The 16,540-nt window shown below is 69.3% G+C and carries 9 protein-coding genes; 5 read left to right on the top strand and 4 right to left on the bottom strand.

What is annotated here, in order from left to right; translation table 11 throughout:
• Positions 1–17: 17 nt before the first annotated feature.
• The 3 genes from HWX08_RS27065 to HWX08_RS27075 all read right to left on the bottom strand — a co-directional run bounded on the left by HWX08_RS27065 (position 18) and on the right by HWX08_RS27075 (position 6,728).
• Positions 18–2,504, bottom strand: a complete 2,487-nt coding sequence (locus tag HWX08_RS27065) for a tetratricopeptide repeat protein (protein ID WP_174922183.1) — start codon at positions 2,502–2,504, stop codon at positions 18–20.
• Positions 2,501–4,699, bottom strand: a complete 2,199-nt coding sequence (locus HWX08_RS27070; RefSeq protein WP_174922184.1) for a tetratricopeptide repeat protein — start codon at positions 4,697–4,699, stop codon at positions 2,501–2,503. The genes HWX08_RS27065 and HWX08_RS27070 overlap by 4 nt, the downstream gene beginning before the upstream one ends.
• Positions 4,700–4,940: 241 nt before the next feature.
• The gene (locus HWX08_RS27075; RefSeq protein ID WP_174922185.1) at positions 4,941–6,728 is read right to left on the bottom strand and encodes an O-linked N-acetylglucosamine transferase, SPINDLY family protein; all 1,788 of its coding nucleotides are present in this window, start codon (positions 6,726–6,728) and stop codon (positions 4,941–4,943) included.
• Positions 6,729–7,172: 444 nt separating this feature from the next.
• Between HWX08_RS27075 and HWX08_RS27080 the strand changes: the two genes are divergently transcribed.
• The 5 genes from HWX08_RS27080 (at position 7,173) to HWX08_RS27100 (ending at position 14,728) form a co-directional block, all read left to right on the top strand.
• Complete coding sequence (locus tag HWX08_RS27080) at positions 7,173–7,955, top strand: class I SAM-dependent methyltransferase (RefSeq protein WP_089493880.1); 783 nt, start codon at positions 7,173–7,175, stop codon at positions 7,953–7,955.
• A complete protein-coding gene (locus HWX08_RS27085) occupies positions 7,955–9,340 on the top strand; it encodes an NAD(P)/FAD-dependent oxidoreductase (protein ID WP_174922186.1) in 1,386 nt (461 codons plus the stop codon). Before HWX08_RS27080 ends, HWX08_RS27085 begins: the two co-directional genes overlap by 1 nt.
• Positions 9,337–10,059 carry a WbqC family protein gene (locus HWX08_RS27090; RefSeq protein ID WP_244122772.1) on the top strand — a complete coding sequence of 241 codons (723 nt, stop codon included), beginning with the start codon at positions 9,337–9,339 and terminating at the stop codon, positions 10,057–10,059. Before HWX08_RS27085 ends, HWX08_RS27090 begins: the two co-directional genes overlap by 4 nt.
• Positions 10,060–10,199: 140 nt before the next feature.
• The gene (rffA, locus tag HWX08_RS27095) at positions 10,200–11,357 is read left to right on the top strand and encodes a dTDP-4-amino-4,6-dideoxygalactose transaminase (protein ID WP_174922187.1); all 1,158 of its coding nucleotides are present in this window, start codon (positions 10,200–10,202) and stop codon (positions 11,355–11,357) included.
• 2 nt (positions 11,358–11,359) lie between these two features.
• A complete protein-coding gene (locus tag HWX08_RS27100) occupies positions 11,360–14,728 on the top strand; it encodes a glycosyltransferase (RefSeq protein ID WP_174922188.1) in 3,369 nt (1,122 codons plus the stop codon).
• A 69-nt stretch (positions 14,729–14,797) separates the two neighbouring features.
• On the opposite strand, the gene HWX08_RS27105 is transcribed toward HWX08_RS27100, so the two are convergent.
• Complete coding sequence (locus tag HWX08_RS27105; protein WP_174922189.1) at positions 14,798–16,369, bottom strand: TIGR04222 domain-containing membrane protein; 1,572 nt, start codon at positions 16,367–16,369, stop codon at positions 14,798–14,800.
• Between the last annotated feature and the right edge of the window lie 171 nt (positions 16,370–16,540).

The following is a 16,540-nucleotide window of genomic DNA, read 5'->3' on the forward strand; positions in this document are numbered from 1 at the left end:
TGGCGCGATCCCGCTCGTCACGCGTCCCGGGTCGCCGTCTCACCGGCCGCGTAGCGGGTCCACATGCCGTGCAGCGCGTCCTCGAGGTTGCGTGCGAAGCGCGACGCATCGCACAGCGGCGACGCCAGCGCGCGCTCGCGCAGCGTTGCACGCAGCGTCGCCAGCCCGTCGCGGTCGCGCGCGAACGCGACGGCCTTCGCGAGGTACGCCGCCTCGTCTTCCGCGATCCATTCGCCCATGCCGGCCGCGTGCAGCAGGCTCTCGCAAATGTGCGTGACGAACCGGCTGCCCTTCATCCCGAGCACCGGCACGCCCATCCACAGCGCTTCGGCGGTAGTCGTGCCACCCGGGTACGGGAACGGGCTCAGCGCGATGTCGATGCGGTTATACGCGGCGAAGTACTCCGCACGCGGCGAACCGCCTTCGAGAATCAGCCGATCCGCGCCGATGCCGTGCCGCGCGAAGCGCTCGAGCGTCGCGTGGTTCACGTCGCCGGCGCCGAGCTCATGGGCCTTCAGCAGCAGGCGCGCGTCCGGCAGCGCGTGCAAGATGCGCGACCACAGCGCGACGACCTCGTCGCTGATCTTGATCAGCTTGCCGAAGCAGCCGAACGTGACGCCGCCATGAGTCGCCATCGGCAGCGGGCCGACCGCGACATCGTACGGCGGCGGCGTGAAGCACAGGTAGCTGTCCGGCAGTCGCCACGGCCGTTCGGTGAAGTGATGCGCCTCGTCGGCCGGTAGCGTATAGGCATCGCCGATGAAATAGTCGATCGCGCGGCAACCGGTCGTTGCGAAGAATCCGAGCCAGCTCGCCTGCACCGGCGCGGGCTTGTGCCCGAAGATCGGCAGGCCGCTCCAGTTGGTATGGCCCGCCATATCGATCAGGATGTCGATGCCGTCGTCGCGAATCAGTTGCGCGGCCTCCTCGCGACCCAGGCTGACCACCTTCTTCCAGCTCGCGAAGTTCGGCCTGAGCCGCGTGGTCACGTCGTCCTCGCCGACGAACGTCACATAGGCGTGCGGCTCGATGCGCGACCGGTCGATCCGCGCGAGCACGCTTTCAAGGAAGATGCCGACCGGGTGCTGCCGCAGGTCGCCCGACACGAAGCCGACGCGCAGTGGCCGCCCCTGCGCCTGCGCGACGCGCTGCGCGCGGTCGTGCTCGAACGGATGCGCGTCGCGCTCGAGATGCTCGCCGTAGCGGCGCGCTTCAGCGACCCACTCCTGCGGTTCGAACGCGGGCGAGCTCGACATGTTGAACAGCATCCGCGAGTACGCGCGATGCAGGTCGTGCCGGATCGCCGAGCGGAACGCATCCAGCGCGCCGGCGAGATCCCCTTTCGCCCACAGGATGTCGCCGAGCGTCATCTGGACCTTCAGCGGATCGATGCCGAGCTCCCGCGCGATCTCGGTGTGCTTCATCGCCTCGTCGAGCTTCTCGAGCCGAAACAGCGCGGCGGCAAGGTTGTGATGCGCGTCGGCATCGTCCGGGTTCAGGTCGATCGCATGCCGGTGGCTCAACTCCGCGGCGGCCAGCAAGTTGAGGTTGTGATACGCGAAGCCAAGGAAGTTGTATGCGTCGGCCAGTTCGGGATCAAGCTCGATCGCACGCCGGCACACTTGCACCGCCTCCCCGTATTCGCCCTGCTGGTTGCGCAAATCGCCGAGCCACGCCCATGCCTGTGCATGCGCGGGGTCGATCGCGACCGCCTGCTCGAGCAGTTCGAGCGCCTTGTCGAAATCGCCGATACGCTGCAGCAGCCTTGCCAGTACGCAGTGCGCGTCCGCGTCGCCTGGATCGAGTCCCTCGCGCGCATGGTCGACCGCACCCCGCAGATCACCTGCCGCGCGCAGCGTCTCGCTCAGCCCCTGGTGCGCGACACGGAAGCCCGGTTGCAGCGAGATGGCGCGACGATAGGCATCCGCAGCATCGTCGAATTTCTCCTGCGCATGCAGCGCGTTGCCGAGATTGCAGTACGCATCCGCGTATTGCGGCTGGTGCGCGACCGCCTTGGCGTAGCTCGCCGCCGCCGCCTCGTGCTCGCCCAGATCCCGCAGCGCGTTGCCGAGGTTGTTGTACGCCTGCGCATAGCCGGGCCGCAGCTCGATCGCGCGCGCGCAGCTCTCCATCGCAGCCGCCGGCTCGCGCGCGTCGCGCAGCGCGTTGCCGAGGTTGTTGTGCGCTTCCGGATAGTCCGGCCGCAGCGCCACCGCGCGCCGGTAGTGCGCGATCGCGTCGTCGAGCCGGCCGCTTTCGCGCAGCATGTTGCCCAGGTTGTTGAAGTACGACGCGTCCGGCCGCTCGACGAGCGATTGCTCCATCAGTGCGAGCCCCGCGTCGTACTGCTTCAGCTGGCACGCGAGCAGCCCGAGGAAATGCAGCGCATCCGGCTGGCCCGGCTGCGCGGCGAGGATCGCGTCGTACAGCGTCTTCGCTTCCGCGAGACGCCCCGCCTGATGATGCGCCAGCGCGGACTGCAGCGTGTCGTGGATATCGTTCATGCTTCCTGCTCCAAGTTCGTATAGCGTTGCCACATGGCGAGGAACGCCGCTTCGAGATGCGCGGCGAACCGGCGCGCGTCGCACAACGGCGATGCGAGCAGCTGCGCGCGCAGCCCGGCGCGCAGCGCCGCGAGCTGCTCGCGATCGCGCACCGCCGCGATCGCCTTCGCGACATAGGTGTCCTCGCCGTCAGCGACCCATTCGCCCATGCCCGCCGCGTGCAGCACGCTTTCGCAAATGTGCGTGACGAACCGGCTGCCCTTCATCCCGAGCACCGGCACGCCCATCCACAGCGCTTCGGCCGTGGTCGTGCCGCCCGGGTACGGAAACGGACTCAGCGCGACGTCGATGCGGTGATACGCGGCAAAGTATTCCGCGCGCGGCGAACCGCCCTCGAGGATCAGCCGGTCCGCGTCGATGCCATGCCGCGCGAAGCGCGCGGCGGTCGCGTCGCGCACGCCCTCGCGGCCGAGTTCATGCGCCTTGAGCAGCAGGCGCGCGTCCGGCAGTGTGTGCAGGATGCGCGACCACGCGCGCACGACGTCGTCGCCGATCTTCACGAGCTGGCCGAAGCAACCGAAGGTCGGATGGCCGCTCGCCGCCATCGGCAGCGGGCCGACCTCGACGTCGCAGGCCGGCGGCGTGAAGCACAGGAAGCTGTCGGGCAGCCGCCACGGCTTCTCGACGAAGTGATGCGCTTCGGCGTCCGGCAGCGTGTAGCGGTCGCCGATGAAGTAGTCGATCGCGTCGCAGCCGGTCGACGCGAAGAAGCCGAGCCAGCTCGCCTGCACCGGCGCGGGTTTCCAGCCGAACACGGGAAGCCCGCTCGACTGCGTATGGCCCGCGAGGTCGACGAGGACGTCGATTTCGTCGTCGTGAATCATTCGCGCGGCCGCCTCCGGACCCAGCGCGGCGATCGAGCGCCAGCCGTTCGCGTGCGGCTTCAGTTTCTCGGTGATCGCGTCCTCCTCGTCCGTGGTCGCGTACACGCGCAGGTCGATGCGCGTGCGCTCGAGGTGCGCCAGCACGCTTTCCAGGAAGATGCCGACCGGATGCAGGCGCAGGTCGCCGGACACGAAGCCGACGCGCAGCGGCCGCCCTTGTGCGCGCGCGTCCCGCTCGCGCGGGTCGTGCGCATAGCGCGTCGAACGCGCGGCCAGGTGCCGGCCGTAGCGCCGCGCGTCGGCCAGGTAGTCGGCGGGGTTCACGCAAGCGGACGCCGCCGCGCTGAACAGCAGCCGGTTCAGCACGGTCGCCGCGACGTCGTCGGCGTCGTCGCGCACCAGCGCCAGCGCATCGCGATACGCGTGGACCGCGGCATCGACGTTGCCCTGCGCGCGCAGGATGTCGCCGAGATTGACGTGCATCAACACGGCCGGCGGGCCGGCCTGCAACGCCTGCCGGCAATACACGAGCGCCTCGTCGAGCCGCTGCAGCTTCAGCAGCACGACGGACAGGTTGTGGCACGCGCCGGCGTCCGCCGGATTCAGCGTGACAGCCGTGCGATGGCTGGCCTGCGCCGCGTCGAGCCGGTCCAGTCCGTGATACGCGTTGCCCGCGTGGTTGTGCGCTTCGGCGAGGTTCGGCGCGAGCCGGATCGCGTCCTGCGCATGCGCGAGCGCCTCCGCGCAGCGCAGCTGCCGGTGACGCACGGCGCTCAAGTTCGCGTGGGCCATCGCCATCGACGGGTCCAGCTCGATCGCGCGACCGTAGTGCGACGCGGCGCGATCAAGGTCGCCCAGATCCTGCAACGCGTTGCCGAGGTTGTTGTACGCCTGCGCATAGCCGGGGCGCAGCTCGATCGCCCGCGCGCAGCTCTCCATCGCGGCCACCGGCTCGCGCGCGTCGCGCAGCGCGTTGCCGAGGTTGTTGTGCGCTTCCGGATAGTCCGGCCGCAGCGCCACCGCGCGCCGATAGTGCGCGATCGCGTCGTCGAGCCGGCCGCTTTCGCGCAGCATGTTGCCCAGGTTGTTGAAGTACGACGCGTCCGGCCGCTCGACGAGCGATTGCTCCATCAGCGCGAGTCCCGCGTCGTACTGCTTCAGCTGGCACGCCAGCAGCCCGAGAAAATGCAGCGCATCCGGCTGGCCCGGCTGCGCGGTGAGGATCGCGTCGTACAGCGTCTTCGCTTCCGCGAGACGCCCCGCCTGATGATGCTCGAGCGCCGCCTGCAATGCCTGTCCTGTTCCGTCCATCTCGTGTGCTCTGCTCAATAGGGATGCGGTTCGCGTCCGGAGTCGATCAGCCTGCCGCCGTGCCCGATCATCACGGTCGACGCCGCAATCCCATCGCGTGCCATCCCGACTACGGTGTCGCGCACGCGCGACCGGTCGGAACGACGATCACGTCGGCCGGCGAGGTGTTCGGCGCGAGGAGCGCCATGTTCCGCTTGCCGCTGGCGTGGAAATGCCCACGCACGTCACGTCGCGAGCGGCCTCACACGGATGCGCCCGGCGCGGCTTCGACGTGCTGCGCCCACATGCCGTGCAGTGCGTCCTCGAAGTGGCGCGCGAAGCGGGGCGCGTCGCACAGCGGCGACGCGAGCACCTGTGCGCGCAGCGTCGTGCGCAGCGCCGCCAGCCCGGCGGGCGAGCCGACCTGCGCGACGGCCTTCGCGACATACGCGTCGTCGTCGTCCGCGATCCACTCGGGCAGCCGCGCCGAATGCAGCAGGCTCTCGGCGATGTGCGACAGGAAGCGCTCGCCGCGCCGGCACAGAACGGGCACACCCATCCACAGCGCTTCGGCGGTCGTCGTGCCGCCCGGATACGGGAACGGGCTCAGCATCAGGTCGACGCGCCGGTACGCGGCCAGGTATTCGGCGCGCGGCGAGCGGCCTTCGAGGATCAGGCGCTGCGCGTCGATGCCGTGCGCCGCGAAGCGCGCGGCAAGCGCCTGCTGCTCGCGCGGATCGTCGAGATGCTCCGCCTTCACGAACAGCTTCGCGCCCGCGACCGATTGCAGCACGCGCGACCAGACCGCGACGACGCGATCGGTGATCTTCGCGAGCTTGCCGAAATAGCCGAAGGTCGGATGGCCGTTCGCGAGCATCGGCAGCGCGCCGACGTCGACAGGCTCGGCCGGCGGCGTGAAGCACAGATAGCTGTCAGGCAGATGCCACGGCCGCTCGGTGAAATGCGCGGCCTCGGCGGGCGGCAGCACATGACGGTCGCCGATCACGTAGTCGATCGCGCGCACGCCGGTGCTCGCGAAATAACCGGGCCAGCTCGCCTGCAGCGGCGCGGGCTTCCACGCGAACAGCGGCAGGCGGTTGTAGACCGTGTGGCCCGCCGCGTCGAGCAGCACGTCGATGCGGTCCGCGCGGACACGCGCGGCGGCCGCTTCGTCGCTCAGACCGGCAATGCAGGTCCACGTCGCGAAGGCCGGCTTGATGCGGGCGGTCACGTCGTCCTCGACGTCGCGCGTCGGGTACGCATGCATCTCGATCCGGTTCGCGTCGAGATGCTTCAGCATGCTCTCGATGAAATAGCCGACCGGATGCGCTTTCAGGTCGCCCGACACGATGCCGACCTTGAGCGGCCGCCCGGCGCGGGCGGTCAGGTCGACGAGCCAGTCCGTCCACGGCGTCGCGCACCGCGTGACGACTTCGTCGTAGCGCGCGGCCTCGGCGAGATAGGCGTCGTGGTCGAACGCTTCGCTGCAGTGGCTCGCGAACAGCAGGTTGCTGCGCGGCTCCGGCAGTTCGGGGCGCAGCGCGACTGCGTGCCGGTAAGCCTCGAGCGCGGCCGGAATCTCGTTCAGGTCGAAGAGCGCATTCGCAAGGTTGTTGTAGGCCTGGCCGTTGTCCGGCTTCAGCGCGATGGCCTGGCAGAACGCATCGACGGCCGCACGGGCGTCGCCGGCGAGCCGAAGCGCGTTGCCGAGGTTGTTGTACGCATCGACGTAGTCGGGTCGCAGCTCGATTGCGAGACGGAAGCATTCGGCGGCGGCGGCGTGACGGTTGTCCGCCTGCATCACGTTGCCGAGGTTGTAGTAGTACATCGCGTCCGGCCTGATCTCGATCGCCGCCATGATCAGGTCGGATGCCTCCTGATAGCGCCCGTACTGATGGCCGACCAGGCCGAGGAGGTGAAGCGCGTCCGCGTGCCGGGGATCGCTGTCGAGGATCTGCCGGTACAGCGTCTCGGCCTCTTCCAGCCGGTCGGCCTGATGGTGCGCCAGCGCCTGTTCGATCGTGGCGGCGGCGGGGGAGGTGGGCATCATGAGCTAAGTCGTCCTGGTAGCCAATACGGGATTCGAATCGCGGCCGGCTCCGCTGCGTCGGCGCACGCCTTCGCCTGCGGACGCACGCACCGACGGTCTCCGACGTGTCCGAATTCTCCTCGCGCACGCCGCGTTCCAATTTGGCGAGCAGGTGCTGGAATTGGTCGCTATTCCCGCTACTGCAAGCCGCACCCGCGGGTGCCCCGAATTCGCACCGGACCACCCGCGAATCCATCGAAATGCGGGGTGAAACCACCCGCTAATCCGACATTCGATCCTGGCGGCGCTCGCTAGACTCGATTCCGAAAGATGACCGGATTGCACCGTGCGGACAGCCGCGACGCGTGCGGGCCCGGTTGCCGCACCGGATGCCGGCCGCGCACGCGCCCCCGGTCCGCCACGGCACTTCGTTCGGTATCACTCATAGTCCCTGGAGCCTTTTGTATGCACGAGTCATCCATCATCACCAACTCGAACGACGACCAGCTCGCCGCGCGCCGCGAACTGTTCGACCTGCTGCACGCGTATCCCGCGACCCCCGAGGAACTGGAACGCTCGCTCGGCCTGTTCGTGCGCGGTTCGCTGCTCGCGCGGTTCCTGGCGACCTTCGAGGTGTATCAGAAGATCGTGCCGCTACCGGGCTCGATCCTCGATCTCGGCACATGGCGCGGGCAGACCGCGGTGCTGTGCGAGAACTTCCGCGCGATCCTCGAGCCGCTGAACTTCCAGCGCCGCATTCACGCGTTCGATACGTTCACCGGCTACGCAGGCTTCTCCGAGGACGACTCGCGCGACCGCAAGCTGTTCTCCGACGGCACCTATTCGGTGGCGAGCGGCTACGCGGACCTGCTGCGCAAGCTGCTGTCGCTGCACGAGCGCAACAACGCGATGGGCCACGTGAATGGCAAGCACCGCGTATGGGAAGGCGACTGCCGCGACACGTTGGCGGCGTTCGACGAAGCGCACCCGGGCGAGACGATCGCGCTTGCATGGTTCGACCTGAACGTGCCGGGCCCGACGGAGCAGGCGTTCGAAGCGGTGCTCCAGCGCCTGGTGCCGGGCGGCGTGGTCGCGGTGTGGCAACTGATGCGCGGCCATCAGGCCCCTGCGGAAGGCATGCACTACCTGCACAAGGTGCTCGGCAAGTACCCCCACCAGATTCACCGGACGCAGGCGTATCCGTCGCTCTGCTACATGACGTTCCCCGAAGGCGGACAGGGGCGCTAATGAAGATCGCGATCCTCGGCAACGGCATTCTCGGGCTGATGACGGCCCGGGCATGGCAACGCGCGGACCCGACTGTCGAACTCGTGATCGTCGGCCCGGCACTGCGCCCGGGCTCGGCGACGCGCGCGGCGGCGGCGATGCTCAACTCATTCACCGAACTCGAAGGCGACTCGCTCGGCACGCCGCTCGACCGCTTCAAGTTCGAGCTGAGCCGCGCGGCGACCGCGGCCTGGCCGGGCGTATTTGCCGAGATCTGCACGCCGGCGCGCGAGGTCGCCCACGGGTTCGGCACGTACGTGCTCAACAACGCGGCGACCGACGCGCTCGACGACGAGAACTTCGCGGCTGTGAAGCGCTTCTGTCGTGAATTCGAGGAACCCTGCGAGGCGGTCGATCCGTCAAGCATCCCGAACTATCACCCCGACCCGCGCTATCGCGCGTTGAACGCGCTCTACCTGAAGCGTGAGGGCTGGGTCAACCCGAAGCAGTTTCTCGACGCGCTGACGGCATCCGTCGCGCAGACGGGCAACACGACGCTCGTCGACGCCCAGGTCGAGCGGCTCGACATCGCCGGCGGGCGCGTCGTCGCGGCGCGGCTCTCCGACGGCAGCACGCTCGACGCGGACCGCTTCGTCCTGTGCAATGGCGCGAACCTCGGCCAGCTGCTGCGCGCGAGCGCGCCCGAGCTGCCGGTACAGCGGCTGTTCTACGGCATCGGCATTTCGATCGAGCTGCAGAGCGCGGAAAACGTGCACACGCACTGCATCCGCACCACCAACCGCGGCCTCGCATGCGGCGTCTATTCGGCGCCGTACGGGCCGGACCGCACGCTGATCGGCGCCAGCAACTACATCAGCCCGGTGCCGATCGATCACGGCCACGTCGGCAGCGCGTACTCGCTGCTGAAAGCGGCAATGGACCAGATCAACAGCAAGTTCTACCGCGCGAACCTCGTCAACGTGAACGTCGGCTGGCGGCCCATGACGTCCGACCTGTATCCGCTGTTCGGCGAAACCAGCGTGCGGGACCTGTGGATCCTCGGCGGCACCAAGCGGGACGGCTTCCACCTGTCGCCGGTGCTGTGCCGCGACCTCGTCGCCGCGATGCGCGGCGAGCCGATCGACCCGCGTTACGCGGCGCTTGCGCCCGAGCGGCCGCTGATCCGCAACATGTCGCGCGAGGCCGCGATCGCGAAGACCGTGCGGCACCAGCTCAACGCTGCGTACCAGCACGACTTCGAGCCGGCGAGGAACCGCATGGTCGAGCAGTTGCAGCGCTCGATGCGCACGGACCTCGAAGCGCTGCACGACCGGATCGGCGCGACCGACTGGGGCATTCCGCCCGAGCTGGTCGACATGTACCGGTACGGCCACATCCCGGCATGAGCGGCACGCCCATGGAAGCGGTTGCGAAGCGGGTGGCGATCGTCCAGTCGAACTACATCCCGTGGAAGGGCTATTTCGACCTGATCGCCGCCAGCGACGAATTCATCCTGTACGACGACGCGCAGTACACGCGCCGCGACTGGCGCAACCGCAACCAGATCAAGACGCCGCAGGGCGTGCAATGGCTGAGCGTGCCGGTGAAGGTGAAGGGCAAGTATCTCCAGACGATTCGCGAAACCGAGATCGACGGCGACGACTGGGCGCCGCAGCACTGGAAGCGGCTGCAGCAGAACTACGCGCGCGCGCCGCACTTCGCGGGCTATGCGGACGCGCTTGAAGCGCTCTATCTCGGCCGCCGCTACGACACGCTCAGCGAGCTGAACCGCGCGCTGCTGATGTGGATCAACCAGCAGTTGGGAATCGACACGCGCATCTCGTCGTCGTCGGACTACACGCTGAACGGCGACCGCACCGAGAAGCTGTTGAACCTGTGCATGCAGGCGGGCGCGACCGAGTACCTGTCCGGCCCGTCCGCCCGCTGCTACCTGGACGAGAACCTGTTCGCGGACGCGAACATCGCGGTGCGCTGGTTCGACTACCCCGCCTATCCCGAGTACCCGCAGCAGTGGGGCGACTTCGTGCATGGCGTCACCGTGCTCGACGTGTTGTTCAACTGCGGCCCCGACGCTCGCGAGTACGCGCTCTGTCGGGGCGCGTGACATGTGCCGATGAACGCATCCCGTCACGCAAGCCTGCACGACGACGGCCCTGCGCGCTCGCGCGGCGCCGTCCGGCAGGACGCCTGAACGGCGCCGCGCCCGCGCCGCCGATCGTCCGTCACTTTACGAGGAGCCTGACCATGTTCGGCCCACCCAACCTCGACTGCATTCCGTTCGGCCGCCCGTTCGTGGTCGGCAAGGAGCTCTACTACATCGCGAAAGCGGTCGAGCAGGGCGGCCTGGCCGGCGACCAGGCGTTTACGAAGCTCTGCCACCGCTGGCTGGAAGCGCGCATCGGCTGTCAGCGCGCGCTGCTCACGCACTCGTGCACGGCCGCGCTCGAGATGGCCGCGATCCTCGCCGACGTGCAGCCCGGCGACGAAGTGATCATGCCGTCCTACACGTTCGTGTCGACCGCCAACGCGTTCGTGCTGCGCGGCGCGACGCCGGTGTTCGTCGACATCCGCCGCGACACGCTGAATCTTGACGAGATGCAGATCGCCGCCGCGATCACCAAGCGCACGCGCGCGATCGTGCCGGTGCACTACGCGGGCGTCGCCTGCGACATGGACGTGATCGGGCAGCTCGCGGCGGACCACGACCTGTGGGTGATCGAGGACGCCGCCCAGGCGCTGCAGTCGACGTGGAACGGCAAGCCGCTCGGCAGCTTCGGCCACCTCGCGTGCCTCAGCTTCCACGAGACCAAGAACGTGATCTCGGGCGAAGGCGGCGCGCTGCTGGTCAACGACCCGCGCCTCGTCGAGCGCGCGGAGATCATCCGCGAGAAGGGCACCAACCGCAGTCAGTTCTTCCGCGGGCAGGTGGACAAGTACACCTGGGTCGACGTCGGCTCGTCGTTCCTGCCGGGCGAGCTGATCGCCGCGTTCCTGTACGCGCAGTTCGAACATGCGGACGTGATCACCGCGCAGCGGCGCGCGACCGTGCAGCGCTACCAGGACGCGCTGCAGCCGCTGCACGCGGACCAGCTGATCGAGCTGCCAGCGATTTCGCTCGCCGAGCGCGGCAACGGCCACATGTTCTATTTCCTCGCACGCGACCTCGCCGAACGCACCGAGCTGCTGCAGCAGATCCGCGCAGTGGGCGTGAACGCGGTGTTCCACTACGTGCCGCTGCACAGTTCGCCGGCCGGCCAGCGCTACGGGCGCTGCGGGTCCGACATGGCGGTGACGGACCTCGTCGCCGACCGGCTCGTCCGGCTGCCGCTGTACCACGACATGACCGAAGCCGAACAGGATCGCATCCTCGACGTGGTCTTCGATTTCTACCGCACCCGATAACGATGACGATTCCCAAACCTGGCCTGGCGCACGGCGGTTCGCGCATCTTTACGCGACTCGACCACCCGTACTACATATTCGCGCCGAATTTCCGGCAAACCTCCGGCGGGATCCGCGCGATGCACTACCTGTGCCACGCGCTGAACCTGCTCGGCCACGAAGCGTACGTCTACACGCAGGTCGTGCATCCCGACCTGCGCACGCCGCCGCTGACCAACGACATCGTGCAGGCGCACGCCCGCGCGAATCGCAGCCCGATCGTCGTCTACCCGGACGTCGTCACCGGCAATCCGTTCAACGCGCGCTGCGTCGTGCGCTACCTGCTGGCCGAGCCCGGCCGCATCAACGGCGAACCGATCACCCTGCAGCCGGACGACCTCATCTTCACGTTCGGGCCGTCGCTGGTGCCCGAAGAATGGAAGGCGGACATGTTGCGCATGCCGCTGGTCGACACGCGCATCTTCAACAGCGACGGTGTCGACGACGCCCGCCGCAACGGCACGGCCGTCTTCATCAATCGCCATCTGCGGCGCGGCGGCACGCTGCATCCGGTCACCGCCGATTCGATCGAAATCTCGACCCGCGTGCCGGAACGCTCGGCGCAGGAACTCGCGGCGCTGTTCCGACAGGTCGAGTGCGTGTACACGTACGAATGGTCCACCGCCGTGTTCGAAGCGCTGCTGTGCGGCTGCCCGGTCGTGTGCATCATGAATGACGCGTCGCTGCCGGAGCCGTTCCGGTGGGTGATGGACGGCAAGGGCATTGCGTGGGGGCTCGACGAACACGAGATCGCCCACGCGAAGGCCACCGTTCACGAAGCGCGCAGCGTCTACCTGAAGGAAGAGGAGACGTTCTGGCAGCAGTTGCGGAACTTCGTCGAGCGGACTCAGGCCCACGCGGACAAGCTGGATGCGCAGGCTGTCGCGACGGGCGCCGCCGCCCAGGGACAGCCCGCGTCCGCGCCGCGCTCGTGCATCGCGGTCGTCACCGCCGAACCGGCCGGCCACGCGCGTGCCAGCCTGCGCTTCGCGCAGCCGTTCGCGCGGCTGGACCGCGAATGGGCGCTGACTTTCCCTGTCACGCCAGCCGGTATCGATCCCGACGCGCTGCAGCGCGCGGACCTGATCGTGCTGCAGGGCGACACGCCGGGCCTGCTGTCCGCCGCCACGCTGGAGCACCTGTTCTCGCTCGGCAAGCCGGTCGTCCTCGACATCGACGTGCCGCTCGACACGCTGCTCGCCGACCTCCCCGGCGCGGCCGACAACGCGCGCCGCAAGGCGGGCATCCGCAGCGCCGTGCAGCGCGCGCATGCGCTCGTCGTGCCGTCGGAAGCGCTGGTGCGGCAGTACCGTCATGTCAACGCAGCGGTCCACGTGCTGCCGACCGGCGTCGATCTCGAGCGTCTGCACCGCACGGCCCCCGGCGTGCGCGACCACGTGAACCTCGCGGTTTCCGGCACCGGTCTCGACGGCGCGCGTCTCGAGCAGGTCCGCCACGCGCTGGCCGAGCTCCGCCGCCGGTTTCCGGGGAAGCTCCGGGTGTCGTTCGTCGGCGCGGCGCTGCCGGCCGGCTGGGACCGCGAACCGGACGTCACGCTGATCGCGCAGCCTGCCCCTTACGACAGCTACGCCGACGCGCTGAAGCGCGCGGACCTCGACATCGCGCTGGTCGCGGCACCGGTCACGTTGCACGACGATGCGCCGCCGCGCACATGGCTCGAATGCTCGGCGGCCGGCGCGGCCACGGTGCTCGTCGCCACGCCGGCGGAAGGCTGCTCGGTCGTCCACGGCCTCACGGGCTGGCTCGTCGCCGACGCCGCCGACGCGTGGGTCGACGCGATCGCGCACCTGATCGAGCATCCGCAAACCCGCGCGCAACTCGCCGCGGCCGCGCAGGATGCGATCCGCGCGCAGCACGACATCGGCCGCAACGCCGCGCGCCACGGTGCGCTGTACGCGCGGCTGCTGGCGGAGAACCGGACGCTGGCGCCCGTCGCCGCGACTGCGGACACCGCACCGCGCCGCAAGCGCCTGATCGTGTATTCGATCGATCCGGACGCATGCGCGTCGTCGCGAATTCGCCTCACGCTGCCCTTCGGTCTGCTGAACGACGAATGGGAACTCGTCCCGGGCATCCGGGACGGCCAGATCGACAGCAGCGTGCTGGCCACGGCCGACGCCATCCTGCTGCACCGGCTGACGCCCGGCCTGCTGACGGGCAACGACCTGTACACGATCTTCAAGCATGAAAAGCCGGTGATCTACGAGACCGACGACCTGCTGACCGACCTGCCGCCCGCACATCCGCTCGCCGCGCAAGGCGGGATGGCCCGCGCGGGGATCGAGCTCATGCTGCGCAACGCAGACGCCGTGATCGTATCCACGCCGTTCATCGCCAGCCGCTACCGGCTGTCGCACCCGCGCGTTCACGTGCTGCCCGACAGCGTGGACTTCGACCGGTTCTACCGCCCCGTGACGGCGCGCGGCGGCGACTGCGTGACGATCGGCATCGCCGGCGCGTCGCTGCGCGCCGACAACTTCGCGCTCGTCGACGCGGCGCTGCAGGCGATCTGCGCGCGCCATCCCGGCAAGGTCAGGGTGAGTTTCGTCGGCGCGGACGTCCCGCCGGGCTGGGCCGGCCATCCGGCCGCCGGGTGCGAGCCCGAGCTTCACGACTACGACGCGCACGCACAACGCCTGCCGGAACGGCGCTGGGACATCGCGCTGCTGCCGCTCGCCGACCACGACTACAACGCCGGCACGAGCACGATCCAGTGGCAGGAATACGCGGCGGCCGGCATCCCCTCGATCGTCAGCGACCGGCCAGCCTATCGCTTCGCGCTGCACGACGGCTGCGACGGCCTGCTGGTCCCGGATGCGCCGCAGGCCTGGGTCGACGCGCTCGACCGGCTGATCGCGAACCCGGCGCTGCGCCGCGGGCTCGCGCGCACGGCGCAGGCGAAGGTCCGCAAGCATCACGCGCTGCAGCAGGCGCTGCCGCGCTATCGCCATGTGTATCAGCAGTGCATCGACAAAGGCGCTGTCGGCAACCAGCCCGGCCGGCCGGATGCGCCGATCCCCGGCGCGCTGATCCTGGACGCCGAGGGCGACCTCGACAAGGTCCGGCTGAGCCTGCAGGAAATCGCAAGGCGGCCGGAACAGGATCTGCTGGCGGTCGTGCTGACCACGTCGCAGGCACCGCTGCCCGAATGGACCGACACGGTGCGCTACCTGCACGCGCCCGCTCACGAGTACACGGCCACCGTCGAGCAGCTCTGCGCACTGCCGGCGTTCGACTGGACGCTGATCGTCGAGGCGGGCGACGGGCGTGCTGCGCAGGCACGAACGCCCGCCGATGCCGCGATCGCGTAGTTCGGCGCGCGCCGTGCCGCTTGCCTGACGCTGGCGGCCGGCGCGCTATCCTGGCAGCGCGCCCTTTGCTCAGTTGCTCGAACAGCCGCCGCAACTGCTCGAGCTGCATGAGCTCGACGAACTGCACGAACTCGACGCTCCGCACGAACTCGAACTGCTGCTGTCCCCGGCGCCCGAGTCGGACGAACCGCTCGACCCGCCGGTTTTCACGGCGACGGGCGGCGGCGCCATCAGCACTGTCGAATGCGCGGCCCACACGGTGCCGGCGAGCGCGCCGGCGCCGAACAGCGCGGCCGTCCACAAGAGCCCGTCCGGAGTCGCGCACTCGCCCCGGCGTTCGTCGCGGTGCGCGCCGAGCGCCGCCTCGCCGCCGCGCGTCATGCCGCCGCGCCCCAAGCCGGGCAGGCGTCCGACCATGAAGTGGTACGCGACCATGAACGCCGTCATGAAAATCATCAGCAGCAGCACCGGCCGGCCGCGGGACAGGCCGACCGCGAGCTTCGCCGCGCCCGCGCCGAGCACGAGCAGCAGGATTGCGCGCGCGGCCATCCGCGTCGCCCGCATTTCGCCCGGCGCCCAGAGCCAGCCTTTGCGCTGCAACGCTGCGGCACAGTCGGCTTCGCGCCACGCGAGACGCTGACGAAACGCGTGGCAGCTCGTCTCGCCGCCGGGTTGCCTCTTCAGCCATTCCCAATCGGCGCCATAAGCGCCTGCGTGTCGCGGATCGTCGATCCGCACCCGCGCGCCGTGAACCTTGCTCATCCGCAGCTCGATCGCACCGGCATGCGCGAGCGACAGCATCGCGACCTGCGCCATGCGCGCACCGCCGCCCGCGAGATACGCCGCTTCCTCCGCGCTCAGGTCGGGCGACGATTCGGGGGCGCGCGCTCCCCACGTGCGGTGGCGGTATTCGATCCACTGCAGGCCGGCGATCAGCAGCAGCGCGGCGATGCAGAGCGGCACGTAGAACAACCCGAGAAAGTCAGGCCCCGAGAAGTCCAGCACGTTGAAATCGCTCGCGCTCGCGCAGGTCGCCGCGACGCTGATCGCCACCGTCGGCCACGCGAACTTCGCGAAGCGCCGCCAGCGTCGCGGGCGCGCGGCGGGCTCGCTCGACGGGCCGTCGCGCAGTTCTGCGCGCTGCATCGGGGCGTCGGCGGGCACGGCCGGCTCGGCCACGGGGCGCGGCCAGATCGCTTCGGGCGGCTCGCAGCCGAACAGCCTGCGGTAGCTGTCGAGCGTCTGCCGGTAGTGCCGCGCGTACTGCGCGGCCTCGTCGGGCGCGCCCGCGCCCGGCACGTGATGCAGCGGCGCGCGCAGCACGTCGGCGCAGAACACGTCCCAGTATTCGCGCGTGTATTGCAGGTGCAGGTGCCAGGCGGCATCGACCGCGACCGACGGCGTGACCGGGTGCCCGGCCGCCTGCGCGAGAAACGCGAAGCGCTTGTATTCGTCGATCACCGCCAGCGCGTGCACATGCGACCAGCCTTCGGCTTCGGCAAGGCGCCGGCTGTACGGCAGCGGCGCGTTCGGGTCGTCGGGGGAATACGCGTGCAGACGCGCGAGCAGCGCCTGCCGCGCATCGTTATCGTTCGGCGCGCGGACATCGACCGCGGTCGACGTAGACGGAATGGCAGCCATCGGGAGTCGGCGCGATGCGCGGACGGTCGCCGCGATCGTCGCTTGGAGTTGTCGTTGCGGGCGATTCTCGCATAACGGCGACGGCACCGGCACGTCCGGTCCGCGCCGCCGCGCGGCAGCGACACCGGCTTTCCCCGGACGCAAAAATCCCGCAACGCCTTATCCAGCGTG

It is taken from the genome of Burkholderia metallica (assembly GCF_902832845.1).
In the GTDB taxonomy this organism is placed as follows: Bacteria; Pseudomonadota; Gammaproteobacteria; order Burkholderiales; family Burkholderiaceae; genus Burkholderia; species Burkholderia metallica.